Raw genomic sequence first — 26,006 nt, 5'->3', positions numbered from 1 at the left:
GAAATCGAAAGGGCGGATGGGGCGGATCGCGTGCTCATGCGTTGAGCGTCCGGATCAACCCCATGAGGAGAAGTGCTATGGCCGACCTGTCCCAGATCAAGGAACATGCCGAAGTGATCGGCGCCGATGGCGTCCATGTGGGCACCGTCGATCATGTCGATGGCGACCGCATCAAGCTGACCAAGAAGGACAGTGGCGAAGGATCGCACAAGGGGCATCACCATTATATCCCCGGCGGGCTGGTGGCCGGTGTCGAGGGCGACAAAGTCCGCCTGAGCGCGAACGCTGATGTCGCGGTCACGTTCGAGGAAGAGGCCTGACGCCTCCGCGCCTTGCGGCGTAGAAAAGGGCCGCCCACCAGACGGTGCGGCGGCCTTTTTCATGATTATTGGCAGGCCAGGCATTCGTCATAATCCGTGCTGGTCAGCTCGAATTTGGGGGCTTCGGCGGTGTTGTCCGCCTCCACGCCGCCGGCGAAGCCCGCGCGCTGGATGCTCTTCGAACGCAGATAATAGAGACTCTTGATGCCCAGTTCCCACGCGCGGAAATGGAGCATCAGCAGATCCCATTTCTCGACATCGGCGGGGATGAACAGATTGAGCGACTGTGCCTGGTCGATATAGGGCGTGCGGTCCGCCGCGAGTTCGAGCAACCAGCGCTGGTCGATCTCGAAGCTGGTCTTGTAAGTGTCCTTTTCCTCGACCGAGAGGAAATCGAGATGCTGGACCGAACCGCCCTGCTCCAGGATTGAATTCCACACCGCTTCGCTATTCTTCGATTTCTCGCTGAGCAGCTTTTCCAGATAGGGATTGCGGACCGAGAAGCTGCCCGAAAGCGTCTTGTGCGTATAGATGTTCGCCGGGATCGGCTCGATGCAGGCGCTGGTGCCGCCGCAGATGATGCTGATCGACGCGGTGGGCGCGATCGCCATCTTGCAACTGAACCGCTCCATCACGCCCATATCCGCCGCATCGGGGCAGGCGCCGCGCTCGATCGCCAGATGGATCGAGGCTTCGTTGACCTGGGCCGAGATGTGCTTGAACATCTTGAGGTTCCAGCTCTTGGCCATCGCGCCTTCGAACGGCAGGCTGCGCGCCTGAAGGAAGCTGTGGAAACCCATCACGCCGAGGCCGACCGAGCGCTCGCGCCCGGCCGAATATTTGGCGCGGGCCATCTCGTCCGGCGCGCGGTCGATATAATCCTGCAGCACATTGTCGAGGAAACGCATGATATCCTCGATGAACTGCTTGTCGCCATTCCACTGATCCCAGGTCTCAAGGTTCAGCGACGAGAGACAGCAGACCGCGGTGCGATCATTGCCGAGATGATCGGTGCCCGTGGGCAATGTGATCTCGCTGCACAGGTTCGAGGTGGAAACCTTCAGGCCCAGATCGCGATGATGCTTGGGCATGTTGCGGTTCACCGTGTCCGAGAACACGATATAGGGCTCGCCCGTGGCCAGCCGCGTCTCGACCAGCTTCTGGAAGAGCGAACGCGCATCGACGCGGGCGCGCTCGGACTGATCCTTGGGCGACCGCAGCACCCATTCCTCGCCATTGCGCACGGCTTCCATGAAGGCATCGGTCAGCAGCACGCCATGATGCAGATTGAGCGCCTTGCGGTTGAAATCGCCCGAAGGTTTGCGGATTTCGAGGAATTCCTCGATCTCGGGATGCGAGACATCGAGATAACAGGCGGCCGAACCGCGGCGCAGCGATCCCTGGCTGATCGCGAGCGTCAAACTGTCCATCACGCGCACGAAGGGGATGATGCCGCTGGTCTTGCCATTGAGGCCGACCGGCTCGCCGATGCCGCGCACCGCACCCCAATAGGTGCCGATGCCGCCGCCGCGGCTGGCCAGCCACACATTCTCGTTCCAGGTGTTCACGATACCGTTCAGGCTGTCGTCCACCGAATTGAGATAGCAGGAGATGGGCAGGCCGCGCCCGGTGCCGCCGTTGGAAAGCACGGGGGTGGCGGGCATGAACCACAGGCGTGAGATATAATCATAGACGCGCTGGGCGTGCGCCGCATCGTCCGCATAAGCGGAGGCCACGCGCACGAACAGATCCTGATAACCTTCGCCCGGCAGCAGATAGCGATCGGTCAGCGTATCCTTGCCGAAATCGGTGAGCAGCGCATCGCGGCTGTGATCCACCTCCAGCGCATAGGGCTGAGGCGTGATGCTGTGCGAATCGTCCAGCCGCGCGGGCTTGGCCGCGGGCTTCGCTGCGGTGCTTGATTCGTTCCCGGCCGTTTCCTTGGCGGGGGCTTCCGTAACGCTGGCTGACACGTCGCTATTGCTCGCTTCCTGAGTATCTCTGAAGTCCATGTGGCGCTTCCCCGTTCCCGATCCGTTCGACTCGGGGGCGAACCCCCTTTCTAACATTATTACGCAGGGCGCGGGCGGAAATATTTGCTCCCTTCCGCCTGCCGCAGGCACGAAAACAGCGGTTTCGCGAGAGTTGTCGCGATTGCTGTCCTACCAGTGCTTGCGGGCACCCCCTGTGCTCAGCACCACCCATAGTGCCTCAACCGTGCAGAGATACAAGACGGTAAATGACGCTTTAGAGACTCGGTTCATCGCTAAAATGACCCGGGTCACGGCGGGTAGAGAAAGCGCGCGCATGGCGACGCGCGGAGTTGCGCGGGGTTTGCGGAATGCAAGCGAACGGAGAGGGAACGAAAAAATTTTCCCGGTGCCCGCGCCGCCCAATCACCATCCCAATTCAGAGATAAGGCGGCCGGTGCAATCCCTTGGGGCTGGCGGTAAAAATCTCGTGGCCGTCCTGGGTGATGCCGATTGAATGTTCGAATTGTGCCGAGAGGGAGCGATCGCGGGTGACGGCGGTCCAGTCATCGTCGAGGATCTTCACGCCGGGCTTGCCGATATTGATCATCGGCTCGATCGTGAAGATCATGCCGGGGCGCAGTTCGGGGCCGGTGCCGGGGCGGCCATAATGAAAGACATCCGGCTGATCATGATAGACCAAGCCGACGCCGTGCCCGACGAAATCCTGCACCACGCCATAACGATGCTTTTCGGCATGGCGCTGAATGGCATGGCCGATGTCGCCCAGATGATTGCCGGGCCGGGCCTGTTCGATGCCGAGCATCATGCACTCATAGGTGACATCGACCAGGCGCCTTGCCTTGAGCGGCACATCACCCACCAGGAACATCCGGCTGGTGTCGCCATGCCAGCCGTCAATCACCGCGGTCAGATCGATATTGAGAATATCGCCCGCGGCGAGGGTCTTGGCACCGGGAATGCCATGGCAGACGACATGGTTCACCGAAATGCAGGTGGCGTGCGCATAGCCCTTATAGCCGATATTGATGGGGATCGCGCCCGCCGCGACGATGGTATCGCGGACGAAATCATCCAGCGCGCCGGTGCTGACTCCCGGCACGACCAGCGGCGCGAGCGCATCGAGCGTTTCCGCGGCGATCCGCCCGGCGCGGCGCATCCCCGCAAAACCGTCTGCGCCATAGAGTTTGATGGCATTGGTGCGGGTGCGCGGCGTATCCGCCGTGACGTCGAGATAGGTGGTCATGACTTGTCGGATAGAGATTTCGGGCCAGAATTTCCAGCGAGCTGGGCACGCGCTCAGGCCCAATATTCGATTGATCCAGCGCATCACCCCGTTGCATGATCGTGATGCTTCAGGAGAGACACCGCATGACCATCCGCCTCTATGCCCATCCTTTCTCGTCCTACTGCCAGAAGGCGCTGATCGCGCTTTATGAGAACGGCACGCCGTTTGATTATCGCACGCTGGAGGATGCGGAGAATGATGCAGCGCTGGAAAAGCTGTGGCCGTTGAAGAAGTTTCCGTTGCTGGAAGAGGATGGCCGGGTGGTGATCGAGGCGACCGGGATCATCGAATATCTGGCGGTGCACCATGGCGGGCCGGTGGCGCTGATCCCGGCCGATCCTGCCGCGGCGGTGGACGTGCGGATATGGGACCGGTTTTTCGACAATTATGTGATGAACCCGCAGCAGCAGATCGTGTTCAACCTGATCCGCCCCGAGAATGACCGCGACCCGTTGAATGACACGCAGGCGCGCGCCACGCTGAACAAGGCCTATGCCTGGCTCGACGGGCATATGGCGGGGCGCATCTGGGCGGCGGGGGCGGATTTCTCGATGGCGGATTGCGCCGCCGCGCCCGCGCTTTTCTATGCGGACTGGAGCCACCCGATCCCGGCCGCCTTCGCACATGTCCACGCCTATCGCCGACGGCTGCTCGCCCGCCCGTCCTTCGCCCGCTGTGTGGACGAGGCGCGGCATTTCCGGGCCTATTTTCCGGGTGGCGCGCCGGACCGGGATTGAGCTCATTCGTCATTCCCGCGCAGGCGGGAATCCATAAACCCGGAATTATCCGGACAATGTTGAGGGTATGGATTCCCGCCTGCGCGGGAATGACGGCGGTGTCACAGCAGCGGGCTCACCAGTCTTGCCGCATTCTCTGTCGTTTTCCGCAATCGCGACCGTTTGCGCCATTGCTCCAGGTCCACCGGATCGCTGCGCGCGATCGCGCCGCGCTGGATGGTGGCGAGCGCGTCCACCGAAACGGGATCGAGCAGGAGGAGGCTGACCTCTTCGTTCAATTGGAAGGAGCGGATATCGACATTGCTCGATCCGACGATCGCGAGCGTGCCATCGATGCACATGTTCTTGGCGTGAAGCAGATAATCGCGGAAGAGATGGACGCGGATGCCGGCGGCCAGCAATTCGCTATAATATGAGCGTTGCGCGAGGCTCACCAGCATCTGATCCGCAATGGCGGAGACGATGATATCCACCGCGACGCCGCGCCGGGCGGCCGTGGTCAGCGCATCGAGCAAGGCCTCGTTCGGGATGAAATAGGGGGTGGTGATGGTCACCTGGCGCTCGGCGGCGTGGATCTGCCAGATCAGCAAGGTCTCCAGACCTTTGAGCGGATAATCCGGGCCGCTCGGGAGCAATTGCGCAACCGCGCCGTCGGCCTGAATCGACGGGATGGCGACCACATCGTCCAGTTTCTCCTCGGTTTCCAGAAACCAGTCCGCCAGGAACAGCGCGGTCATCTCCGCCACCACCGGGCCGGTGACGCGCACGACCAGTTCCTGATTGGTCACGCCGGGGCGGAAATCCTTGTTCACGATATTCTGCGAACCGGCATAGCCGATCAATCCGTCGATGATGAAGAGCTTGCGGTGATTGCGCATGTCGCGCCGGGTGCGCGCGCGCAGCAGGTGAAAGGGCAAGGCCTCATGCACCTTCACGCCGGCCGCCTCCAGCGCGGTCATCACGCCTTTCAGCCAGCGATGCGTGCCGAAACTGTCTATGATGACATGGCAGGGGAGCCCGCGGGCGGCGGCGCGACCCAGCGCCGCGATCACGCGCTGGCCGGTGGCGTCATCAGCGAAGATGTAGGCGATCATGCGAACATGACGCTCGGCCGCGTCGATATCGGCGATCAGCCGGTCGATCGTGCCGTCATAATCCTGGAGAAAGGCGATGTGATTGCCATGCACGGCCGGAAAGCCGCCCAGCTTGCGGGCCAGCGCTGGAAGCGGGCCGGGCGCTTCCATCTGCGCCAGGCCATTGGAGACATCCTTGAACAGCGGCGCGATCTGCAGGGAGCGATCCGTGCGCCATTGCGGAAATTTGGGGCGGCCGATCGCGAGATAGAGCAATAGGCCGGGGATGGGCAGGAAGAAGATCAACAGCAGCCAGCTCCGTGTCGCCTCCGGAGACCGGCGCAACGGCACGATGATCAGCATGAGCAGGCGGATGGCCCATTCGCTCACGACATAGGCCGTGCCGAATCCGGGGATGAGGTCTTGCAGCATCGCCCGCCAGCATAAGGAGATCGCCTTGCATTGCCACCAGCGCGGCCTTGAATGGCTAATGCGTAATTAAGGCTCGCCGTTTCCAATTCCTTATCATGGCATCGTTAAATGCTGAGACATCGCAAGGCGTGGACCGAAATCCGTCGCCATCCAGCGCGGGTTTTGTTTCAACAGGGGTATTGATGATGAACAAGAAAACGGTTTTCGCGGCAGCAAGCCTGGCTTTGGCCAGCATCTCGGCACCGGCATCCGCGGCGGTGCTGACCTTCAATGGCAGCGGCGGCGCGATCTGGGATTATTCCACGCTGACCAGCACGATCACCGTGCCCGACAATTTCGTGGTGACGGATGTGAATGTAATCCTGAACGGCCTCAGCCACAGCTATTGGGGCGATCTGGTCATTTCGCTAACGCACGGGGCAGTCAGCGCCACGCTCATCTCGCAAGAAGGCGGCAGCAGCAATGCCAACGGCACCTTCACCTTCGATGATTCCGCTGCGAAATCGGCCGCGCAGGTCAACACAGGCGGCGGTTCCTTCCGCCCCGAAGTCGCGCTGACCGCCTTCAACGGCACCAATAGCACTGGTGCCTGGGTGCTCAAGGTGGCGGATACGGCCTGGCTGGACACGGGCAATCTCGCAAGCTGGTCGGTCCAGCTTACCGGCAATGCCGTCGCGCCTGTGCCAGAGCCTGCCACCTGGGCGATGATGATCATCGGCTTCGGGGCCGTGGGTGGCGTGATGCGTCGCCGCGCCAAAGTGACCGTCACTTACGCCTGATCGCGCACACGGCTTCAAGAAAACCCCGCCGGACCGGTTCCGGCGGGGTTTTCTGCTTTGCGCTCAAGCGCACTCCCGCTTTGCGGAAAACTGCGATAAGGGCGCTGCACATCCACAGACTCATGCCGGGACGAAATGCCGATGACCGTCATCAAGGAAGCCGATCTGATCGAAAGCGTGTTCGATGCGCTGCAGTTCATCAGTTACTATCATCCGATGGATTATATCCGCGCGCTGGGCGAAGCTTATGAAGCGGAGCAGAGCCCGGCGGCCAAGGATGCGATCGCGCAGATCCTGACGAACAGCCGCATGTGCGCGGAGGGGCATCGCCCGATCTGCCAGGATACCGGCATCGTCAACGTGTTCGTCAAATGGGGCATGGATTGCCGCATGGACAAGACCGCCCGGTCGCTGCAGGAAATCGTGGATGAAGGGGTGCGGCGCGCCTATCTGTTTCCGGAAAACAAGCTGCGCGCCTCGGTGCTCGCCGATCCCGCCTTCACCCGCCGCAACACCAAGGACAATACGCCCTGTGTGCTGCATGTGGAGATGGTGCCCGGATCGAAGGTGAGCGTTGATGTCGCGGCCAAGGGCGGCGGCAGCGAGAACAAGTCCAAGTTCAAGATGATGAATCCGAGCGACAGTATCGTCGATTGGGTGCTCGAGATGATTCCGCAGATGGGCGCGGGCTGGTGCCCGCCGGGGATGCTCGGCATCGGCATCGGCGGCACGGCGGAGCATTGCGTGCTGCTGGCCAAACAGGCGCTGATGGATCCGATCGACATGGGACCGCTCAAGGCCCGCGGGCCGCAGAACGATATCGAGGCGATGCGCATCGAGATATTTGACAAGGTGAATGCGTTGGGCATCGGTGCGCAGGGGCTGGGCGGGCTTTCCACCATCCTCGACGTGAAGATCCTGGACGCGCCCTGCCATGCTGCGGGCAAGCCGGTGGCGATGATCCCCAATTGCGCGGCGACCCGCCATGCGCATTTCACGCTGGACGGTTCGGGTCCAGCCTATCTGGAGGCACCCAATCTTGCCGAATGGCCCGATGTGAACTGGACGCCGGACAAGGCGGCGATCCGGGTGGATCTTGACAATCTGACGCCCGAAGTGGTGCAAAGCTGGAAGCATGGTGACCGGCTGTTGCTCAATGGCAAGATGCTGACCGGCCGCGATGCAGCCCATGCCCGCATCAAGGCGATGCTCGAAAAGGGCGAGCCGCTTCCCGTGGAGTTCAAGGGGCGCGTGATCTATTATGTCGGCCCGGTCGATCCCGTGGGCGAGGAAATCGTCGGCCCGGCCGGCCCCACCACCGCGACGCGCATGGACAAGTTCACGCGGATGATGCTGGAGCAGGGATTGCTCGCGATGGTCGGCAAGGCCGAGCGCGGCCAGATGGCGATCGAGGCGATTGCGGATCATAAGAGCGCCTATCTGATGGCGGTCGGCGGCGCGGCCTATCTGGTGGCCCGCGCAATCAAGGGATCGAAGGTGGTCGGCTTCCACGATCTGGGCATGGAAGCGATCTATGAATTCGAGGTGCAGGATATGCCCGTGACGGTCGCCGTGGATAGCGACGGTCAGAGCGTCCATCACCTCGCGCCGCTGGTATGGCAGGAGAAGATCCGCAAGGAACGATTGCTGGAGGGGTTTGAAGCCACGAGTTCCACCACGAGATGGTAACAGGCCTCATTGCACCGAGTAGGTGATACCAACTATGCTCCGATTTCGAATACTTCGGGGGACTCATGACGCAAATTGCCAAACTTCTTTCGAAGCTGCTCGACGGACGTCGACTGACTTTCACCGAATTTGTGCGGTTGATGGAGGCATTTGGTTTTGTGAATATTCGCACACACGGAAGTCACCGGATATTCTCTCGTCGCGACATTGCTGACCAAATCAGTGTTCAGCCGAAAGGCAAAGAGGCGAAGCCCTATCAAGTCAGGCAGTTCAGAGCTATTGTAGAAGAATATGAGCTCAAGCTGGACGCTGATGAATGACCGATCGCTATCATATCAATCTGTTTTGGTCAGATGAAGACGAATGCTGGATCGCAGACGTTCCCGATCTTCGATATTGCAGCGCACATGGTGATACGCCGGAAACAGCGGTCGCTGAAATCCGTATAGCGATGCAATTATGGCTTGAAACTGCGGCTGAGCGTGGTTTGCCGTTTCCGGAAGCCAAATATCGCGCGCCTCGACCGGAAGATGCCAAGGCAGCCTGACGCGTTTCAAGCCCAATTCCCTTGATAACCTCCCCCATCTGGTTGCCCGCAACGCTGTTTGCCGGGATGCTTCAGGCGTGGCGCACCGCGGTGCAGCGGCGGGTGGGTCATACGCTGTCTGTCAATGCCGCTGGATTGGTGCGCTATCTATATGGCCTGCCGTTCGCGGTCGGGCTGATGGTGCTGTATCAATATGGCATCGCGCCCGCCGCATTTCCGGGGCTTGGTCCGGATTTCCTGCTCTTTTGCCTGGCGGGCGGGCTGGCGCAGATCATTGCGACCAATTTGCTGCTGATGGCATTCGGCCATCGCAATTTCGTGGTCGGCACGGCCTATTCCAAGACCGAGGCGGTGCAGGGCGCGCTGCTGTCCATGCTGTTGCTGGGCGAAAAGCTCAGCCTGTTGACGTGGCTGGGGATCGGATCGGGCGTGACGGGCGTCATGATCCTGTCCACCGGCGGCAAGCGCATGGCGCCGATGGATTTCATCCGGGCGCTGGGCCAGCCCGCCGCGCTTTATGGCATCGCCTCGGGCTTCTTCTTTGCGTTGACGGCCATCGGCGTGCGACGCGCCACCATGGCGGTGGCAACACCGGATCATATCCGCGCGGCGCTGATCACGCTGGCCGCTACGGTGGCGCTGCAGACGATCCTGCAGGGCGGCTATATCATCTGGCGCGAACGCGATCAGGTCCGCGCAATATTCTCAAGCTGGCGGATCTCGGGGCAGGTGGGTTTGCTTTCTGCCGTGGGATCAGCCTGCTGGTTTACCGGTTTCGCCAGCGCGCCGGTCGCGCTGGTGCGGATCGTGGGCCAGGTGGAGATGGCGTTCACCATGGCCTTTGGCTATTTCTATCTCGGCGAACGCATCGCCCGCAGCGAGATCATCGGACTGATGCTGGTAACCGCCGGCGTCGTGATGGCGCTGACGGGCGCTTTATAGGCGGCTTCGCTTCGGTATCGAGCAGCGCGACGAGACGGACATCCTCGAACTTGCCGATCCAGCGCCGGACGATCTTGGCGAGCGGAACGGGATTGAGATAGTGCCGCTTTTCCCGCCCGCTCTTGCGGACAGCGATCAGATTGGCCGCCTCCAAAATGGCGAGATGCTTCGACACCGCCTGGCGCGACATGGCGAGGCCGTCGCACAATTTGACGAGGCTCTGGCCATTCTCCGCAAAAAGGCGGTCCAACAGCAGGCGGCGGCTTTCATCGGCCAGGGCGCGAAACGGATCAGACATGAACGCGATTAGGCAATCATAAGGTTGCCTGTCAAGGGGGTGCCAGACCATATCATTTTCGCCGCGCCCATTTGCGGCCGACGCGCGTTATCTCGAACGATGACGGGGTTGCAGCGATCACGATCGCGGCTATGCGCATGGGCGGAGATGAAGGAACAACATGCGCGGCGCAATCACCAAAGCGATGAAGTGGGCCGTTGGTGCGTTGCTGCTCTTGGTCGTCGCCACCTGTCTGACGATCCTGATCGTGCCGCCTTTCCTCGACCGCATCTATTATGAAGGGCCGCACAGCGCCCATTATGACGGCGCGCATTTCTTCAATCCCGACGGCGAGGATACGGCACGGCTGCCCGGCGGCGGCAGCCGGGGCGGTTTCATCGGACGCTGGATTTTGGGCAATGAGGATCGTCCGCCCTGGCCGGCGGCCGTGCCGGTAACGCCATCGAAGCCCGCCGCGCGGGTGGAGGGCGATCGGATGGTGGCCACATGGGTGGGCCACGCCACCGTGCTGGTGCAGACGCAGGGCTTGAACATCCTGACCGATCCGATCTGGAGCGATGTGGCGGGGCCGTTCAATCTGGCCGGGCCGCGGCGCGTGGCGGTCCCCGGCATCCGGTTAGAGGATCTGCCGAAGATCGATCTCGTGCTGGTGAGCCACAATCATTATGACCATATGGATCTGCCGACGCTCGGGAAATTGTGGGACCGGGATCGGCCGAAAATCGTGACCAGCCTCGGCAATGACAGCATCATCCGCGATTCCGGTGCAGAAGCGATCGCGCTCGATTGGGGCGGGCGGATCACGCTGCGCCCCGGCGTGGACGTGATCGTCACGCGTAATCATCATTGGGGTTCGCGCTGGGGCACGGATCGCAATCGCGCGCTCTGGTCCAGCTTCACCGTCACATTGCCCGGCGGCAATCTGTTTTTCGCGGGCGATACCGGGGCGGGCGACATGCAATGGCCGGTGGAAGCCGCGTGGCTCGGCCCGGTGCGGCTGGCGATCCTGCCGATCGGGGCTTTCCGCTTTCAGCCGGGCCAGATGCGCACTGGCAGTCATATCGGGCCGCGCGAGAGCGTTCAGGTGTTCGAGCGTCTGGGCGCGTCCTTTGGCTTGCCGATCCATTGGGGGACGTTCCGATTGTCATCGGAAGCCTATGATACGCCGCCCAAGATGCTGGACATTTTCACGCGCTGCGTGGGCGTGACGCCCGGTGTGTTTGCAGCGCAGCGGATCGGGGTGCCTCTGTCGGTTCCGGCTTATGAAGCGCCGGGTCAGCGGGCGGCGGTGGATGATCCGGCGTGCCGGGATGGATCGCCGGCATTGCAGGCGCTGAAATAGGTCCGGCATCCGTGCGGGCTGAGCCTGCCTAAGCCCGTCAATCCACCTTGCGTTTGAGCGTCAACGTAAGTTCCTTGTCCGGATCATAGGCACCCGGCGCGCGCTTATCGATCAGCGCGATATAGGCCATGGCCTGATCCCAATTCTCCACCTTGCACACATCATCCTCGGCATGAAGTTCCGGATGCGCGTTAAGATAAGGCTCAAGCGCGCCCTTGATGCGATCGCAATCGGGCTGGCGGACGATGAATTTTTCGTCGGACACCCTTTCGGCCACCAGCAATGCGCTGTTGCTGGCAGACGCGGCATGGATCAGATAGCGCCTGCCGCCGAGAGGCGCGGCTTCGGCCACATTGGCTTCATCGCCGCGGATCAGCACATAGCCCTTGGTCTCCGGATCGCGATACAAAAAGGCGTTCTTGCACTCGCCGGCTTCGCACGATTCATAATGGCCCATCGCAAAGGGGGCTGCGCGCTTGTCATCGGGGATGACATCGGAATCGCCCTGAAGGCATCCGCCCAGCAGCAAGAGCGAGGCCGTGGCAGCGATGGTCGATAATTTCCGGACGCGCATATATTCCCCCAAGGTCAGTCGCCCAGAGACTATGCGCCGCCATCGCAGCATACAATGCCTGATGCTGTGTCATGCCGTTCCGCTGTTTCCGCAGGCTCGCCTGAACGCGTCATCATCTCGTTACCACGGGCTCCATGTCGCGAAGCAGGGTCTTCAGCTTGGCGACGGCCGAGGTTTCATATTTTCCCTGAATGCTGACAAAGCCCATCTGCACGGCGTTCCATGGCGAATGGGGAAGGCGCTTCAGCCGTCCCGCCGCCAGTTCCGGGGCCACGATATCGTCTGCGATCACGCCTATGTGCCGGCCTCGCAGGACGAGCAGTTCGATCACACTCATTGATGACGTGCGCACCTCCTGGCTTGCCTGGCCAAAGCCCGTTTGCACCAGAACCTCCTCGATATTGTCGGTCGTGGGAAAGCCATCCGGCTGGCCTCTGGGCTGGAAGATAACCCATGGATAGCGCTTTCGCTGCCCCTTCGCCATATCCTCGAATATGGGATGATCCGATTGCACGACAACCGAATAGTTGAGAAGCATCCTTGGCTCGAAAAACAAAGTCTTGTCATCAGACGCGCCCAGGGGAAGCGTGCAATAGGCGAAATCGAGTTTGCCCTGGCGGAGAAGATCTATCAATTCCGGACTATAACCTGCTTCGATACAGAGCGTGGCATCCGGCACGACGTGCGAAAATTCCGCGACGCATCTTGCAAATCCATCGTGCAGCATTCCGGAATGCACGCCGAACGTGATCACCTGGTTCAGACCCTGATCCCGGACATCCGCCAACAGCCGGTCCTGCTCACTGATGATGAGCCGTGCGCGGCTGACCAGCTTCTCGCACATCGCCGTAGGCTCAAGTCCGCCCGGACCGCGATCGAACAAGCGCACTTTGAGCTCATCCTCCAGTTGCTGGATGCTCAGGGTCAGCGCCGGCTGCGACATTCCCAGCCCAAGCGCAGCTTTGCTCACGCTACGCGATTCGTAAACTGCCACCATTCGCTCCAGCTTCACAATATTCATCCGGAATTCCCGTTGGTGTCCCTAGCCGGCCCAGGGCTTGCTTGACCGCAAAGCCGGCTCTTCGCTTCAAATGCCGATGCAGCCTGACCGGCCGCAAACGCGGATCGGGACGGACAGGTTTAGCGTTCGCTCGACGGCAACCCTCGTCGGCCTTTGCAACAGAATATGCTCGAGATTTGCCCGCGTGCGTAGCCGTTCCCCTCATATTTTTCGGCAGGTGGATACAAGTCAGAGCGGCGTCGACATTATTTTCAGTGGGGACAGTGTAACGAGACAGTAACAATAAGTATTGTTGGCCACACAATGATATGATCTATAATATAAGAAATTTATCACCCATAAATAAACTAAATATCACTTGTATTAATTCAATATATATTTGAACAACGTCATTATTATATGATGAAATCACTTTCAATTGTGTAAATATGGAAATCACGAACATATATTATGAAAATTAATGTAAATCTTGCAAATTAAAATGAATAAATATGCCTTGTGGATTTTGCGATCTTCAAGATAAAATGCAATGGCAATTACATGAAAAGCTTTGATCGAAATAATTTGAATTATTCATAAGTAAAAACGTAAACACGCCAGAAAAATAATATCTATTTAATGCCATGTAAATTCAAATTTATAAGGGGACGTTCAATGAAGAAATCTGCATTTAGAAAATCGATGTTTCAGGGTCTTTCCTCGGTCGCGATGTGCACGGCTTTTTTGGCGTCTGGCGGTGTTGAGGCGCAGACTTCGCAAACCGCGGTGGGAGAAGACGAGGTCTATTCCGGGGAAATTCTGGTGACAGCGCGTCGCAAAGAGGAAAACCTCCTGGATACGCCCGTCGCCATCGCCGCTTTCTCGGGCGACGAACTGGCAGCGCGAAACATCGTTAATCTGCAGGATCTGTCGCAGAGCGTTCCCGGTGCCAATGTGGTGAATCAGGCGTCCAACGGCGGCCGTTCGGATCGCTCTTTTCAGGCCATCTCGCTGCGCGGGATCGCGCCCACAACGGGCAATCTGCAGACCGTGTCCGTATTCATCGACGGCGTGCCCGTCTCCTCGCCCGTCGCGCTTCAAACCATCACGTCGCCCGAGCGCATCGAAATCATCAAAGGGCCGCAGTCCGCCTATTTCGGCCGTCAGACCTTTGCGGGCGCGATCAATGTCGTGAACAAGCTGCCATCCGAAGAGCTTACCGGCAGCATTTCGGGCATGGTCGGCACGCGCGCCAACTATGACGCCATTGTAGAATTGAGCGGTCCGATCCTGGGTGAAAAGCTCGGCTTCCGTGTGGTGGCGCGCGCCAACGGCAAGCATGGATCCTACAAGAATTACGCGGATCCCAACACCACGCTCGGCAATCAGACCACCAAGACCGGATCGCTTCTTCTGGTCGCCAAGCCGACCGAAAATTTCACGGCCAAATTGTTCGGCTTCATGGTCGAGAATAAGGACGGCGCGCCCGCGCAAGGCCTCATCTCGGCGACAACCATCCGGGACGACAGCGGCGCGCTGGTTTCGATCAGCCAGTCGAACTGCGTGGTCAATGGAAATCCCTTCATCTGCGGCACCGCGCCGAAGCTGTCGCCCTACACGCCAGCCCAGTCCATCCCGACGCCCAGTTTCCTCGCGTCGCTGCGCAATCCCGCCGGCCGGCTCATCGATCCTGCCGATGGTCCGCAGAATCTTGGGCTGGTCAGCCGCACCTATCATGCGCATCTCGGACTGGATTGGGAGATTGGCGATACCGGCCTGACGGTCTCCTCGCTGACCGGCTATAACAAGACCTGGTATAGCGAAGTCGCTGATTCCGATAACCTCGGCTCGACCAACTTCGATGCCGCCAATGCCGGCGGATATGGCGCCTTCGTGCTGATCGACAGCGTGCAGCGCGATTATTCGCAGGAACTCCGTGTGACGCTGGAGAATGGCGGGCCATTCCACGCAACCGTGGGCGCGAGCTATCTCGATATGAAAAGCCAAGGTTCGTTCGGGCCCAATTCGGGTCTTCGGGTCAATAACGGCCTGCTGATGAACGCTTCGGGAAAATCCGGGGCGCGGACGTTCGGCGCATTCTTTGGCCTGGGCTATGATATTTCCGAGAAGTTCAGCGTCAATTTCGACGGGCGCTATCAGGTCGATCGCATAGCCTCCTACGCTGGCCCGGCCGGAACGACGATCAGCGCAGGTAACGCGCAAATTCTGGGCGTGACGCCAGGTCGATATGAGTATGACGATAAGGTGGTCGGTGCGGTCTACAAGAATTTCGCGCCGCGCGTCATCGTTCAATATAAGCCAAACACTGATACGATGATGTATGCCTCCTACTCCAAGGGCATAAATCCAGGCGTCTTCAACACCACATTGCTGACGCAGAGGCCGGAGGCCTTGCCCGTCGCTCAGGCGAACAACATCGGCGTCGTCGTAAGCCCCGAAAAGCTGGACAATTACGAGGTCGGGTTCAAGGGGACAACGCTTGATAACAAGCTGACATACCAGATTGCAGCATTCTATGCGCTTTGGACCAACCAGATCAATCAGCAGCAGTTTCGCTATACCAGCGGCACGCCAGCCACGGAATTCTCCTTCGTCGTCTCCAGCAATACGGGGCGCACGGTCCTGAAAGGCGCTGAAATCGATCTGGGCTTCAGACTGGCTCGCGGGCTGACGCTGGATCTCGGCGGTGCCTATATCGATTCGGAGATTTCCAACGCGGCGAATGGTCCGATCTCCAATCTGACCGGTCTTTTCGGCTTCAAGGGCAACCAGACCCCGCTGGTTTCCAAATGGTCCGGCACTGCAGCGGTGGAGTATGTCACGGCGCTCATTCCGCAGAAGAATGTGGATTTGATCGGCCGGGTCGATTTTACTTACAAATCCGGCGCCTATGCGGACATTTCGAACCTGCTGAAGGGGCCGGATGTGACCAACGTCAATGTCACGCTCGGAGTCCAGACGGAGAGGTTCTCGCTGCAGGGCTTCGTCACCAACCTGTTCAACAGCGAGGCCTATTACAGCCTCATTACGCAGACGTTGAGCGCGCCGGCCGCCTTCACCCGTACTGTGCCCAGCGGTGCCTACGCGCAGTTGCGCGACCTCAGGACCTTCGGATTGAAAGGCAGCATCAAATTCTGACGAGGTGGAGCGCCGCCTCCGGAAGAAGTGGCGCTCCAGCATATCGAGATCAGTCCCTGGAGAGGCGGACATGGAAGCATATTGCGTTTACGTCGGTGCGGACGGCACTTCGAAGATCGGCCGGGTGACACTCCCGATGATGGCCAAGATCATCGGGGAGGATGGTGCGTCAACCTGGACCAACGTCCAGACCGGGCGGACTTGGGGCGTCACGGGGGGCGAGGGCCATCTGCCGACCGATGATTTCGGGCCTTGGCACACGGCCGGCAACCCCATGATGTCCATCGTGCTGCAAGGTGCGTGGGAGGTTCAGGCCGGAAGCGGCGAACGGCGCGTGCTGGAACTGGGATCGCTCACCATATTTCTGGACGATACGGGGCCGGGGCATCGGTCCCGGACGGTCTCGATCGAGCCGAGCATCGTCATCGGCGTCGGCCTGGACGAGAAAAGCGCGCTCGATTTCAAAACGCAGCTTGGCATCATCTGATCAAGTCCTTTGTGCCGGCTCATCTCTTTCATTGAGGAAATTTCACGTGAATAAGCATCCGTTAAACCCGATCACCCAACAGCATATGGATGACTATGAGCGCGATGGCGTCCTATGCCTGCGTCAGATGTTCGACCAGGAGTGGGTGGAGGCATTGAGCAAGGGCGCTCGAGACGTGGCCGAAAATCCGGCTGACTGGGGCTTGCTCAGCATGTCCCACGGCGCGATGACCAGCGTCTCCAATATCTGGCAGAGGCAAGGTCCGTTCCGCGACTTCATCTTGAATGGTCCGGTGGGTGAAGTGGTTGGTCGCACGATCGGGGCGGACACGATCCAGATGTTTCACGATCATCTGTTCCACAAGCCGCCGCTTTCCCCCAGCATCATGCAATGGCACGCCGATCACCTTTGGCCGTTCACCGGTTCGATGATCCCCAATATCTGGATCGCGCTGTCGCCGGTCAACAAGACCAATGGCCAGATCGAGTTCGTGGCGGGCTATCATAAATTCTGTCAGGAGACAGGCTCGCGCTTCGGTCCGGCCGGCGACGGCACTTTCCATTTTCCAGATTTCGAGAAGGAACGGAACAACCCCGATTTCCCGTTCAAGTTCGTTACATGGGATTTGGAGCCGGGCGACGCGGTGCTGTTCCACGTCGATATCCCGCATTTCTCCAAGGGCAACATGTCCGATACGGTGCCGCGGACCGGCCTTGCCGTCCGCGTCATCGGCGATGACAGCTATTGGTGTCCGCGCGAGGGGCTTTCCCCCATTCCGGGCATCGACATCCTGTCGCGGGAAGAGGGTGCCCATCCGACGCCCGAGGAAATGCCGATCATCTGGCAGCGCCCCGATAGCGAGCCGCGCGTGTTTCATAAGGACGCCCAGACAGTCTGATCTTCCCGAGGCGGCCGATCGCTGCACGTTTTTCGTATCATTGAGCAAGGAGCAAGCACATGCCTAATATCGATCTTGGAAAGCGTGATCTGTTCGCGATGCTCGGCGCCCTGGGCGTCGCCGGCATTGCGACCGCGGCCAGCGGCGCAGAGCCCGCCGCCCGTCCGCTCACCGCTGAACTTGATTTTCACGGCACCGGGCCAATCCCTTGGTTCAAGAGGATTTTCCATCTCTACACCGGCCCGGATGGCCTGACGATCGCGGAGCAGCTTCCGACCAATGAGCCCAAGGGGCAGGAGATATCACAGTTGCTCCGTCGCAAGGCCTTCCGGGTCACGCTCGGCGGCTCCGCAGGCGGCACTGGCTTCGACTTTCATGTCGCCCAGCACCCAACCCTGCTGATTCCGCTTTTCGGCACGATGAACATCGGACTGCACGACGGCACCGTGCATACCCTGATGCACGGCGATCTCGCCTTTGCAGAGGATTGCACCGGCAAGGGCCATGTGTCGCGCGCCGGACCGGAAGGATCCTTCATGGCGGCGATCCAATTGCCCAAGGAATATTGCCCGGCTTCTGGCAGCTCCGACATCAGCAAGATCTGGCGCGATCCCGCTTGATGACCGGCTGAAGGATGGGCCGAGCTTCATTTTTTCAAGATCATCCCGCTCGCGCTTGCTCAAGCGCCGCATATGACATGCGGATAGCGATCTCGCCTGTCCGCGGGCTGGTATCCAACAGCCGATAATATTCCTCCAGATAGCAAGGCGATTATGAAGCGAAATGCAATGATCGGGTGGGGCGTGGGGTCCTTCACCACCGCCGCGCTCACGGGGGCCGTGGGCCTGCTCCATCTCCGTTTCATGACGGACTCCTTGGGCCTGGCGATGGGCTTGGCGGGTATGCTCGTCGTGATATCACGGGTATATGATTCCGCGCTCGATCCTCTGATGGGCGTGATCAGTGATCGCACGCGGACACGGTGGGGCCGCCATCGGCCCTATCTTTTCGGCGGCGGCGTCATGGCGGCCATTTCGCTGGTCGTGATGTTCAACATACCGGAAAGCCTCAGCGGCGCGGCGCTGGTTCTCTACGTCACTTTCTCGCTTCTGTTATACTCGACGGCCTATACGCTTTTTCGAATTCCGTATCTGGCGCTCGGGCGATCGATCACGCAGGATTTTAACGAGCGCTCTCATCTCATCACGATCAGCGTCTATGGTGCCTCGCTGGGCGGACTCGCCGCAACGTCGGCGGCCCCCTATCTGCTGGCGACGCTGGGCAGCGACCGTGCGGGTCACGGCGAAGTCGCCTGGGCGCTCGCCGTGCTCATCGCCTTGGGGGGTATCATCAGTTTTTGGCTGATCGATACCGAAGCGGGCGAGGTGGATGCGGCGGGCGCTGCGGTGAAACGGGATCACATTTCCTTCCGCGAGGCCGGCAGTGCGCTGCGCCAAAACCGCCCCTTTCAATATCTGATCGGCTTCAAGGTCATGATGTTTACGGGCATTGCCGTGCACGGGGCTTCGGTGCCTTATTATACGCGCTACGTGCTGGGTCTGAGCGACAAGGCGTTGGGGGGCATGTTTCTCGCGCAGATGATTGCGATGATGGCCTCGCAGGTCATCTGGGTGCAGATCGCCCGTCGCATCGGTCGCCGTAACGGATTGATGACCGCGGCCTTGGCCAGCGTCACGGGCATGTTCTGCTGGTTCCTCGTTCCCGCCGCGCATCCGTCGCCGTGGATTACCATCCTGGCCGCGTTTCAGGGCGCCGCCGGCGGCGGCGTGTTTTTCGGTCTTTACACGGTGCTCACCGACACGATGGATCATTCACGCAAGCAAGCGGGAGGGGCCGGGCGCGAAGGCATATTGGCGGGTGTGTTCGTGATGGTGGAAAAAGCGAGCCTCGCGGTCGGCACCTTCATCTTCAGCACGGTTCTGGGTGTTGTCGGCTATGTTTCGGCCAAGAATGCAGGCGTCTCCGCGCAGCCTGCCGCTGTCGTGACGGGCATCAGCATTTCCATGTCGATCCTGCCCGCGCTGCTGGCCGTCCTGGGCTGTTTGTTCCTGCGCAAACTCCATCTCGCAACTGCGCCCGGCAATGCGACGAGCGAAGAATGATTAGGCAAGCCGCTTGCCGGGCCACATCGACGGCCTTGGAAGGACGTGAACAATGACGGATCCTGTTTTCGTGCGCCGTGGCTTCGTCGATGTCGCTCACGGACAAATCCATTATCGCACTGCCGGATGCGGTGCGCCGTTGCTGATGCTCCACGCGTCGCCAGGAAGCTCAAAGCAACTGGAAGGGTTGATCCGCAATCTCGCCAGTGACGTCCGGGTCATCGCCCCGGACACGCCCGGCAATGGCGACAGCGATGCGCTGCCGCTGGACAATCCGGACATAGCCGATCTCGCTGCTGTCCTGCCCGCCTTTCTCGATGCACTCGGGATCGAACAGATCGATGTCTATGGTTCGCACACGGGCGCGAAGGTGGCTGCGGAATTCGCCATTCTGGCACCCGACCGCGTTCGCTCGCTGATCTTCGACGGCGTGCAGGTTCTGAGCGATGAAAGGCGCAGCGAGATGATGGCGCGCTACGCCCATCCTTTTCCGGCCGATCTTGAGGGCGGCTACCTGCAACGCGCCTTCATGTTTTGTCGTGATCAATATATATTCTTTCCCTGGTATGAGCGCACCGTGAAAGGCGTTTTGCCCGTCGTCGCCTTGCCCGATCCGCAGGAATTGCATGACTGGGTGGTGGAGGTGCTCAAGGCGAACACGACATACCATTTGAACTATCGCGCTGCCTTCCAATGGCCCGTCATGGAGCGGTTCCCGCTCGTCAAAAAGCCGGTGCTCATCTACGCCTCGGCGAGCGATCCACTCGCTGAATCCACCCGGAACATCGCGGCGACGCTGCCCAATGGGCGATACGCGCCTTTGTCCCATGCGAACACGCCCGATCACGCCGCAGAACTCAAACAATTGATTACCGGCTTTCTTGCAGCGCAGATCTGAGTTGAGTGGTTGCCGATCCCTTTCGATCCACGGAAAGCAATAAAGAGGATTTTATCATGGCTGTTGTTCGTCGCACGTATGTGGAGGGACCATTTGGCCAGGTTCATGTTCGCACGGCGGGGGCAAAGCGAGATCGGCCGCCGCTCATCTGCTTTCACATGAGTCCCATGAGTGGCCGTGTCTTCGAGGCCTTTATCGCAGAGATGGGTGAGGACAGGTTGGCCGTTGCGCCTGACACACCCGGTTTCGGCATGTCGGACGCGCCCGAGCAACCACCAGAGATCATGGACTATGCGCGGGCAATGGCTGCACTGGTCGATGCGCTGGACATAGACGGGCCGATCGACCTGATGGGTTATCACACCGGCACCCGCATCGCGTGCGAATTGGCGCGCCTTCGCCCGCAGCAGGTGCGGCGCCTCGTCCTGGTGGCCGCCGCGATCATGACCGCGGAGGAGCGCGACGCGCAGCGCAAACTGTATGAGCCGGTCAAGCCAAGTCTGGACGGAACGCATCTTTCGAACGAATGGCAAAGCTATGTGCATTTCAATCTCGGGCGCGGGCTCGATCTGAATGCCGTGGCAGATATGTTTCCAGAGATGTTGCTGGGCCGGGACCGCGCCTGGTATGGCCATCATGCCGCCTTCAATCACGCACTTGACCAAACCCTTGCCGCGCTCAGGCAGCCTGTGATGGTCATAAATCCGGCGGATGATCTTCAGCTTTTCACATCACGCGCCGCGCCGCTTCTGTCGAACGGCTGCGTCATCGACAAGCCGGAATGGGGGCACGGATTTCTCGATGCCTCGACGCAAGACGCGGCCCGCATCGTGCGCGCGTTTCTCGATAGTTCAGATGAGGCTCCATTTTCGGGCGTATAGTGCGGCGAAAAATTAATCGGGAAATTGGACAGGGCGCGCTTGAACGGCCCGCGGCGCTCTGTCTGACAGCACTCAGTCGGCGGTCTCCGGCAAAACATCATCGCCATGACGAAGACCAATCGTGCGAAATGTGGCTGGATGACCGCATAATCGCGCGCCATGCTACGGGTCGGTGACAGCCGTGTAATGTTTGATTGCTGCACTGCAATGTGTGGAACGCTTGGCGGTGGAGATGTGTAGGAGGGTGGAAATAACCCGCCAACCGGCCGTGGTGCCAAGTAGAGGTCGAAATCTTGTCGTTCCCAATATTGAAGACCATACGCGCAGATTTTCCCGCGTCGATCGTCGTGTTTCTCGTCGCCCTGCCGCTCTGTCTGGGTGTTGCCCTGGCTTCCGGCGCACCGCTCTTTTCGGGCGTGATTGCCGGCATCGTCGGTGGCATCGTCGTCGGCTCCGTATCCAAATCGCCCTTGTCCGTTAGCGGCCCCGCCGCTGGCCTGACGGTGATCGTCTTCGCCGCGATCGAGCGATTGCCGTCCTACGAGGCGTTTCTGCTGGCAGTGATGCTGGCTGGTGTGATCCAGATCGCGCTCGCCGCCACCCGCTCGGGTATTGCTTCAGAATTCGTCCCTTCTTCGGTGATCACCGGTATGCTGGCGGCGATCGGCCTGATCCTGATCCTCAAGCAGGTGCCCCATGCGCTGGGCTATGATGGAGATTTCGAAGGCAGCTTCGAATTCCTGCAGGCCGATGGCAGCAATACCTTCTCGTCGATCATCACCGCCGTCCGTCAATATCTGTCGCCGGGGGCGATTCTGATCGCGCTCACCAGTCTTGCGTTCCTGTTCTGGTGGGACAAAGCCCGTCCCAAAGATGGCCCGCTTCGCTTCGTGCCCGGCCCACTCGTGGTCGTGTTGATCGGAGTCGGCGGCAATGCACTGCTCGGCCTGATCAAGCCGAACTGGCAATTGGGCGCATCGCACCTCGTCCAGGTTCCGATCGCCAAGAGCTTCGGCGAATTCACGTCATTCTTCGCCACGCCCGATTTTTCCGAAATCGGCAATGGCGCGGTGTGGACCATCGCGCTCACGCTGGCGATCGTCGCCAGCCTGGAATCGCTGCTCAGCGTCAAGGCAGTCGACGAGATCGATCCGCAGCGCCGCACCACGCCCAAGAATTGGGAGATGATGGCGCAGGGGTCTGGCAACATCGTGTCTGGCCTGATCGGCGGCCTGCCGATCACGTCGGTGATCGTGCGATCGTCTGCCAACGTCGATTCCGGCGCGCAAAGCAAGCTCTCGTCGATCCTGCACGGCACCTGGCTGCTGCTCAGCGTCGCGCTGATCCCGGTCCTGCTCAACCTGATCCCGCTCGCCGCGCTCGCCGCGGTGCTGATCGCGACCGGCTATAAGCTGACCAAGCCCAAGCTGTTCACCGAGCGCTACAAGCAGGGCTGGACGCAGTTCGTGCCGTTCGTCGTCACGATCGTCGCGATCCTGTTCACCGATCTGTTGATCGGCATCGTCATCGGCCTCGTCGTCGGCTTCATCTTCGTTGTGGCGCGCAATTTCCGCTCGGCGATCACCTTCGTCTGCGATGACGGCGATTGTCTGCTCCGCGCGCGCCGCAATCTGTATTTCATCCATAAATATGAGTTGCAGAAGGAGCTGAACCAGGTTCCCGACAATGCCAATCTGCTGATCGACCTTTCCTCCACCAGCTATGTCGATCTCGATAATGTCGACATCATCAACGCGTTCATCAAAGGCGCAGAATATCGCGGCATCAACGTCACCGTTCGCGGCGACATTGCCGAACGCATCGCGCCGCTGATCAACGCACCGATTTCAGGAATCCGTTTCGCATGAAGAATTACAAGCAATTGCTGCTCGCCAACCGCGCATGGGCGATCGAACTGGTCGAGGAAAAGCCCGATTTTTTCGAACGCCAGGCGCACGGACAGAAGCCCGAATTTCTCTGGATCGGTTGTTCCGACAGCCGTGTCAGCCCGGAACAGATGACTATGACGCCGCCGGGCGGGATGTTCCTTCACCGCAACATCGCCAATCTGGTCAATCACGACGATCTTAATCTGATGTCGGTGCTGCAATATGCTGTGACCGTACTCGGCGTGAAGCATCTGATCGTGTGCGGCCATTATGGTTGCGGCGGGGTCAAGGCGGCGCTGGATGGCGGCACCACCGGGCCTGTGGATGATTGGCTGCAGACCGCGCGCAATGTCGCTGATGATCATTGGGAAGAACTGGGCAACCAGTCCACCCCGGAAGCCAAGCTCAACCGTTTCGTCGAGTTCAATGTGCGCGATCAACTCGTCAATCTCGCGCGCACCGCCACGGTGCAGGATGCGTTTGCGAAAAAGCAGGATTTGTGGCTGCACGGCTGGGTCTACGATATTCGCGATGGGCGGATCAAACCTCTGATGGAAATCGACCGTGATACGACGCTGGAAGCGGTGCCGCATCCCCGGCGCGTGCTGCTATCCCAAGACGAAATCAGGGCTGCTCTTTAACGATCGGGTTTCGTTGCAGCTTCCGCGCCAGACGCTCGTATTTGATCGCGGCCTCCTTGAGCCGCACGGACAAAAACGGATCATCCGCCGCATGGGCCTTCAGGCGCGCAACGCGTGCCAATTGTTCATAATATATGGCGTCGCGCAGGCCTTCCATTTCGATCAAATAGTATGATTTCCGTTGAAAACAATCGCGTTTGAAAAGATCGCAGGGGTGGTGATGACGCCATCGACGATGGACATCATCATTCGGCATGAGAGCGATTTCGCGTCCTTGGCTGCGCCACGATGAGGCGGCCACACTGATCCGGCCTTCAGCGCATGGATCTGAAACGGTTGTCCGACGCCGGGCTGTGCGTTAGGGGGCATGCATTCGCATGGACCCGGTGAAATTCCGGGTGGCTATTCCGGCCGCCGATCCGCCGGACAACGCATTTCGCATGGCTGACATGGTGCCGCTGCCGCGGTGAAATTCGTGCGATTTCTGCTGGTGCCCTCCCTGATGCCAACACATGCTCTTTCCCGTTACCGGGCTGAATGGTTCGATGGCGCGGGCAGCGCACGGCGCGATGTGCTGGCTGGCATGGTGGGCACCTTTGCGCTGATTCCCGAGGTGATCGCCTTTTCCTTCGTGGCCGGCATCGATCCCGAGGTCGGGCTGTTCGCCTCTTTCATCATCGGGATCGTGATCGCCTTTGCCGGCGGCCGTCCTGCCATGATTTCCGGTGCGGCTGGATCGGTGGCGCTCGTCGTGGCCGCGCTCGTTCACAGCCACGGATTGCAATATCTGCTCGCCGCCACCGTCCTGGCCGGGCTTTTCCAGATCATCTTCGGCCTGATGAAGCTGGATATACTCATGCGCTTCGTTTCGCGATCGGTTCGGACGGGTTTCGTCAATGCACTCGCGATCCTGATCTTCTCGGCACAGGTGCCGCAGATGCTGGACGTGAGCTGGCACACTTATGCCATGATCGCCGGCGGTCTCGCGATCATCTATGGCGTGCCCCGGCTGACGATGGTAATTCCTTCGCCACTGATCTGCATCCTCGTCCTGACTCTGATCAGCGTGTTTTTTCCCATGCCGATCCATATTGTGTCCGATCTGGGACGCCTCCCCGCATCCCTGCCGTCCTTCGCCATTCCAGCCATAGCGTTCGACTGGAAGGCCATGCAGATCGTCGCTCCCTATGCGCTGGCCATGGCCGCCGTCGGCCTGCTGGAATCGATGATGACCGCGAGTGTCGTCGACGATCTGACCGAAACCACCAGTTCCAAGTCGCGCGAATGCACGGGCCTTGGTGTCGCCAATGTCGCCGCTGGCCTGTTCGGGGGGATTGCGGGTTGCGGCATGATCGGCCAGACGGTGGGCAACGTGCGCTACGGGGGACGCGGACGCCTCTCGACGCTCGTCGCGGGCGTGTTTCTGCTCCTCGTCATGGTGCCGTTGCGGCCATGGGTGGCGCAGGTGCCGGTCGCGGCGCTGGTGGCCATCATGATCATGGTATCGATCAGCACCTTCTCCTGGGGATCATTCCGCGATCTGGCGCGCCATCCCAAGGTTTCGGGTGTTGTGATGCTCGCAACGGTTGCGGTTACGGTCGTGACTCATGATCTTTCGGCCGGCGTCATGGTTGGCGTGCTGCTCAGCGGCGTGTTCTTCGCCTTCAAGGTGACACGCCTCATGCACGTCGCGGTCGATTACGATCCGCATAGCGACACCCGCATCTATACCGTTTCAGGTCAGATATTCTTCGCCAGCGCCGACATATTCGCTGATCAATTTGACCTGCGCGATACGGCACGCACCGTCCGGATCGATCTGACCGCGGGCCATTTGTGGGATATTACCGCGGTCGGCGCGCTGGAGGGCGCCGTCACCAAGATGCGGCATCATGGCATCACCGTTGAAATCATCGGCCTGAATGAGGCCAGCGTCATATTGGTCGATCGCCATGCCCCGATGATGGGAGACGCTCGCAATGGACAGACCTGAATTCATCGCGCTCCAAACCCGTCTC

Annotated in this window: 25 protein-coding genes and 1 other annotated feature; of the genes, 18 read left to right on the top strand and 7 right to left on the bottom strand. The window is 60.0% G+C overall.

The features are described 5' to 3' along the window. Positions 1-77: 77 nt before the first annotated feature. On the top strand, positions 78-320 hold the full coding sequence (locus FHS49_RS11300) for a DUF2171 domain-containing protein (RefSeq protein ID WP_184018451.1): 243 nt from the start codon (positions 78-80) through the stop codon (positions 318-320). Positions 321-385: 65 nt separating this feature from the next. On the opposite strand, the gene FHS49_RS11295 is transcribed toward FHS49_RS11300, so the two are convergent. After that, entirely contained in the window at positions 386-2,332 is a 1,947-nt protein-coding gene (locus FHS49_RS11295; protein WP_184018449.1) for a ribonucleoside-diphosphate reductase subunit alpha, read from the bottom strand. Positions 2,333-2,729: 397 nt separating this feature from the next. Next, positions 2,730-3,557, bottom strand: coding sequence for a type I methionyl aminopeptidase (gene map / locus FHS49_RS11290; RefSeq protein WP_184018446.1), 828 nt, complete (start codon positions 3,555-3,557; stop codon positions 2,730-2,732). A gap of 125 nt (positions 3,558-3,682) precedes the next feature. Between map and FHS49_RS11285 the strand changes: the two genes are divergently transcribed. Further along, positions 3,683-4,336 carry a glutathione S-transferase family protein gene (locus FHS49_RS11285; protein ID WP_184018444.1) on the top strand — a complete coding sequence of 218 codons (654 nt, stop codon included), beginning with the start codon at positions 3,683-3,685 and terminating at the stop codon, positions 4,334-4,336. Between the two features lie 101 nt (positions 4,337-4,437). On the opposite strand, the gene cls is transcribed toward FHS49_RS11285, so the two are convergent. Beyond that, positions 4,438-5,841, bottom strand: coding sequence for a cardiolipin synthase (gene cls / locus FHS49_RS11280; RefSeq protein ID WP_184018442.1), 1,404 nt, complete (start codon positions 5,839-5,841; stop codon positions 4,438-4,440). 182 nt (positions 5,842-6,023) lie between these two features. On the opposite strand from cls, the gene FHS49_RS11275 reads away from it, so the two are divergent. The 5 genes from FHS49_RS11275 (at position 6,024) to FHS49_RS11255 (ending at position 9,798) form a co-directional block, all read left to right on the top strand. Continuing rightward, complete coding sequence (locus tag FHS49_RS11275) at positions 6,024-6,620, top strand: PEPxxWA-CTERM sorting domain-containing protein (protein WP_184018440.1); 597 nt, start codon at positions 6,024-6,026, stop codon at positions 6,618-6,620. A gap of 141 nt (positions 6,621-6,761) precedes the next feature. Beyond that, positions 6,762-8,309, top strand: coding sequence for a fumarate hydratase (locus tag FHS49_RS11270; protein ID WP_184018438.1), 1,548 nt, complete (start codon positions 6,762-6,764; stop codon positions 8,307-8,309). 65 nt (positions 8,310-8,374) lie between these two features. Beyond that, positions 8,375-8,629, top strand: coding sequence for a type II toxin-antitoxin system HicA family toxin (locus tag FHS49_RS11265; RefSeq protein ID WP_184018436.1), 255 nt, complete (start codon positions 8,375-8,377; stop codon positions 8,627-8,629). Beyond that, a complete protein-coding gene (locus FHS49_RS11260) occupies positions 8,626-8,856 on the top strand; it encodes a type II toxin-antitoxin system HicB family antitoxin (protein WP_184018434.1) in 231 nt (76 codons plus the stop codon). Before FHS49_RS11265 ends, FHS49_RS11260 begins: the two co-directional genes overlap by 4 nt. 21 nt (positions 8,857-8,877) lie before the next feature. Next, on the top strand, positions 8,878-9,798 hold the full coding sequence (locus tag FHS49_RS11255; RefSeq protein WP_184018432.1) for an EamA family transporter: 921 nt from the start codon (positions 8,878-8,880) through the stop codon (positions 9,796-9,798). Here the strand turns inward: FHS49_RS11255 and FHS49_RS11250 are convergent. Further along, positions 9,740-10,096, bottom strand: a complete 357-nt coding sequence (locus FHS49_RS11250) for an ArsR/SmtB family transcription factor (protein ID WP_184018430.1) — start codon at positions 10,094-10,096, stop codon at positions 9,740-9,742. The genes FHS49_RS11255 and FHS49_RS11250 overlap by 59 nt on opposite strands. Before the next feature lie 160 nt (positions 10,097-10,256). Here FHS49_RS11250 and FHS49_RS11245 point away from each other — a divergent pair, with 160 nt between their 5' ends. Next, positions 10,257-11,438 (top strand): MBL fold metallo-hydrolase, encoded by a 1,182-nt coding sequence (locus FHS49_RS11245; protein ID WP_184018428.1) that lies wholly within the window; start codon positions 10,257-10,259, stop codon positions 11,436-11,438. Positions 11,439-11,475: 37 nt separating this feature from the next. Here the strand turns inward: FHS49_RS11245 and FHS49_RS11240 are convergent, their stop codons facing one another. Beyond that, the gene (locus FHS49_RS11240) at positions 11,476-12,012 is read right to left on the bottom strand and encodes a hypothetical protein (RefSeq protein ID WP_184018426.1); all 537 of its coding nucleotides are present in this window, start codon (positions 12,010-12,012) and stop codon (positions 11,476-11,478) included. 112 nt (positions 12,013-12,124) lie between these two features. Then, positions 12,125-13,033, bottom strand: a complete 909-nt coding sequence (locus tag FHS49_RS11235; protein ID WP_184018424.1) for a LysR family transcriptional regulator — start codon at positions 13,031-13,033, stop codon at positions 12,125-12,127. A gap of 654 nt (positions 13,034-13,687) precedes the next feature. Here FHS49_RS11235 and FHS49_RS11230 point away from each other — a divergent pair. The 9 genes from FHS49_RS11230 (at position 13,688) to FHS49_RS11190 (ending at position 23,988) form a co-directional block, all read left to right on the top strand. Beyond that, entirely contained in the window at positions 13,688-16,171 is a 2,484-nt protein-coding gene (locus FHS49_RS11230) for a TonB-dependent receptor (RefSeq protein WP_184018422.1), read from the top strand. Between the two features lie 70 nt (positions 16,172-16,241). Then, a complete protein-coding gene (locus FHS49_RS11225; RefSeq protein WP_184018420.1) occupies positions 16,242-16,658 on the top strand; it encodes a cupin domain-containing protein in 417 nt (138 codons plus the stop codon). 46 nt (positions 16,659-16,704) lie between these two features. Continuing rightward, entirely contained in the window at positions 16,705-17,556 is an 852-nt protein-coding gene (locus FHS49_RS11220) for a phytanoyl-CoA dioxygenase family protein (protein ID WP_184018418.1), read from the top strand. A gap of 59 nt (positions 17,557-17,615) precedes the next feature. Continuing rightward, on the top strand, positions 17,616-18,176 hold the full coding sequence (locus tag FHS49_RS11215) for a cupin domain-containing protein (protein WP_184018416.1): 561 nt from the start codon (positions 17,616-17,618) through the stop codon (positions 18,174-18,176). Between the two features lie 153 nt (positions 18,177-18,329). Beyond that, positions 18,330-19,679, top strand: a complete 1,350-nt coding sequence (locus FHS49_RS11210) for an MFS transporter (protein WP_184018414.1) — start codon at positions 18,330-18,332, stop codon at positions 19,677-19,679. 52 nt (positions 19,680-19,731) lie between these two features. Further along, positions 19,732-20,577 carry an alpha/beta fold hydrolase gene (locus FHS49_RS11205; protein ID WP_184018412.1) on the top strand — a complete coding sequence of 282 codons (846 nt, stop codon included), beginning with the start codon at positions 19,732-19,734 and terminating at the stop codon, positions 20,575-20,577. 56 nt (positions 20,578-20,633) lie between these two features. Beyond that, the gene (locus FHS49_RS11200; protein ID WP_281397070.1) at positions 20,634-21,458 is read left to right on the top strand and encodes an alpha/beta fold hydrolase; all 825 of its coding nucleotides are present in this window, start codon (positions 20,634-20,636) and stop codon (positions 21,456-21,458) included. Positions 21,459-21,766: 308 nt separating this feature from the next. Beyond that, complete coding sequence (locus FHS49_RS11195; RefSeq protein ID WP_246350584.1) at positions 21,767-23,326, top strand: SulP family inorganic anion transporter; 1,560 nt, start codon at positions 21,767-21,769, stop codon at positions 23,324-23,326. Further along, on the top strand, positions 23,323-23,988 hold the full coding sequence (locus FHS49_RS11190; protein WP_184018407.1) for a carbonic anhydrase: 666 nt from the start codon (positions 23,323-23,325) through the stop codon (positions 23,986-23,988). The genes FHS49_RS11195 and FHS49_RS11190 overlap by 4 nt, the downstream gene beginning before the upstream one ends. Here the strand turns inward: FHS49_RS11190 and FHS49_RS11185 are convergent. Further along, a complete protein-coding gene (locus FHS49_RS11185; protein WP_184018660.1) occupies positions 23,972-24,244 on the bottom strand; it encodes a hypothetical protein in 273 nt (90 codons plus the stop codon). The genes FHS49_RS11190 and FHS49_RS11185 overlap by 17 nt on opposite strands. Before the next feature lie 120 nt (positions 24,245-24,364). Continuing rightward, positions 24,365-24,420, top strand: a sequence feature (sul1 is cis-regulatory element that is thought to sense ions involved in sulfur or methionine metabolism; They are found in Alphaproteobacteria). 70 nt (positions 24,421-24,490) lie between these two features. Between FHS49_RS11185 and FHS49_RS11180 the strand changes: the two genes are divergently transcribed. After that, on the top strand, positions 24,491-25,981 hold the full coding sequence (locus tag FHS49_RS11180; RefSeq protein ID WP_184018405.1) for a SulP family inorganic anion transporter: 1,491 nt from the start codon (positions 24,491-24,493) through the stop codon (positions 25,979-25,981). Positions 25,982-26,006: the final 25 nt, after the last annotated feature.

Origin of the sequence: Sphingobium boeckii, assembly GCF_014199215.1 — a bacterium.
GTDB lineage: Bacteria > Pseudomonadota > Alphaproteobacteria > Sphingomonadales > Sphingomonadaceae > Sphingobium_A > Sphingobium_A boeckii.
The sequence above is the reverse complement of the archived record's forward strand: the minus strand, read 5'-3'. Positions and strand labels throughout refer to the sequence as shown.

Bases quoted from the DNA above. Each gene is read 5' to 3' on its own strand.
- FHS49_RS11300 (WP_184018451.1), top strand. From the start codon at position 78: ATGGCCGACCTGTCCCAGATCAAGGAACATGCCGAAGTGATCGGCGCC.
- FHS49_RS11295 (WP_184018449.1), bottom strand. From the start codon at position 2,332: ATGGACTTCAGAGATACTCAGGAAGCGAGCAATAGCGACGTGTCAGCC.
- map (WP_184018446.1), bottom strand. From the start codon at position 3,557: ATGACCACCTATCTCGACGTCACGGCGGATACGCCGCGCACCCGCACC.
- FHS49_RS11285 (WP_184018444.1), top strand. From the start codon at position 3,683: ATGACCATCCGCCTCTATGCCCATCCTTTCTCGTCCTACTGCCAGAAG.
- cls (WP_184018442.1), bottom strand. From the start codon at position 5,841: ATGCTGCAAGACCTCATCCCCGGATTCGGCACGGCCTATGTCGTGAGC.
- FHS49_RS11275 (WP_184018440.1), top strand. From the start codon at position 6,024: ATGATGAACAAGAAAACGGTTTTCGCGGCAGCAAGCCTGGCTTTGGCC.
- FHS49_RS11270 (WP_184018438.1), top strand. From the start codon at position 6,762: ATGACCGTCATCAAGGAAGCCGATCTGATCGAAAGCGTGTTCGATGCG.
- FHS49_RS11265 (WP_184018436.1), top strand. From the start codon at position 8,375: ATGACGCAAATTGCCAAACTTCTTTCGAAGCTGCTCGACGGACGTCGA.
- FHS49_RS11260 (WP_184018434.1), top strand. From the start codon at position 8,626: ATGACCGATCGCTATCATATCAATCTGTTTTGGTCAGATGAAGACGAA.
- FHS49_RS11250 (WP_184018430.1), bottom strand. From the start codon at position 10,096: ATGTCTGATCCGTTTCGCGCCCTGGCCGATGAAAGCCGCCGCCTGCTG.
- FHS49_RS11245 (WP_184018428.1), top strand. From the start codon at position 10,257: ATGCGCGGCGCAATCACCAAAGCGATGAAGTGGGCCGTTGGTGCGTTG.
- FHS49_RS11240 (WP_184018426.1), bottom strand. From the start codon at position 12,012: ATGCGCGTCCGGAAATTATCGACCATCGCTGCCACGGCCTCGCTCTTG.
- FHS49_RS11235 (WP_184018424.1), bottom strand. From the start codon at position 13,033: ATGAATATTGTGAAGCTGGAGCGAATGGTGGCAGTTTACGAATCGCGT.
- FHS49_RS11230 (WP_184018422.1), top strand. From the start codon at position 13,688: ATGAAGAAATCTGCATTTAGAAAATCGATGTTTCAGGGTCTTTCCTCG.
- FHS49_RS11225 (WP_184018420.1), top strand. From the start codon at position 16,242: ATGGAAGCATATTGCGTTTACGTCGGTGCGGACGGCACTTCGAAGATC.
- FHS49_RS11215 (WP_184018416.1), top strand. From the start codon at position 17,616: ATGCCTAATATCGATCTTGGAAAGCGTGATCTGTTCGCGATGCTCGGC.
- FHS49_RS11210 (WP_184018414.1), top strand. From the start codon at position 18,330: ATGAAGCGAAATGCAATGATCGGGTGGGGCGTGGGGTCCTTCACCACC.
- FHS49_RS11205 (WP_184018412.1), top strand. From the start codon at position 19,732: ATGACGGATCCTGTTTTCGTGCGCCGTGGCTTCGTCGATGTCGCTCAC.
- FHS49_RS11200 (WP_281397070.1), top strand. From the start codon at position 20,634: ATGGCTGTTGTTCGTCGCACGTATGTGGAGGGACCATTTGGCCAGGTT.
- FHS49_RS11190 (WP_184018407.1), top strand. From the start codon at position 23,323: ATGAAGAATTACAAGCAATTGCTGCTCGCCAACCGCGCATGGGCGATC.
- FHS49_RS11185 (WP_184018660.1), bottom strand. From the start codon at position 24,244: ATGCCGAATGATGATGTCCATCGTCGATGGCGTCATCACCACCCCTGC.
- FHS49_RS11180 (WP_184018405.1), top strand. From the start codon at position 24,491: ATGCCAACACATGCTCTTTCCCGTTACCGGGCTGAATGGTTCGATGGC.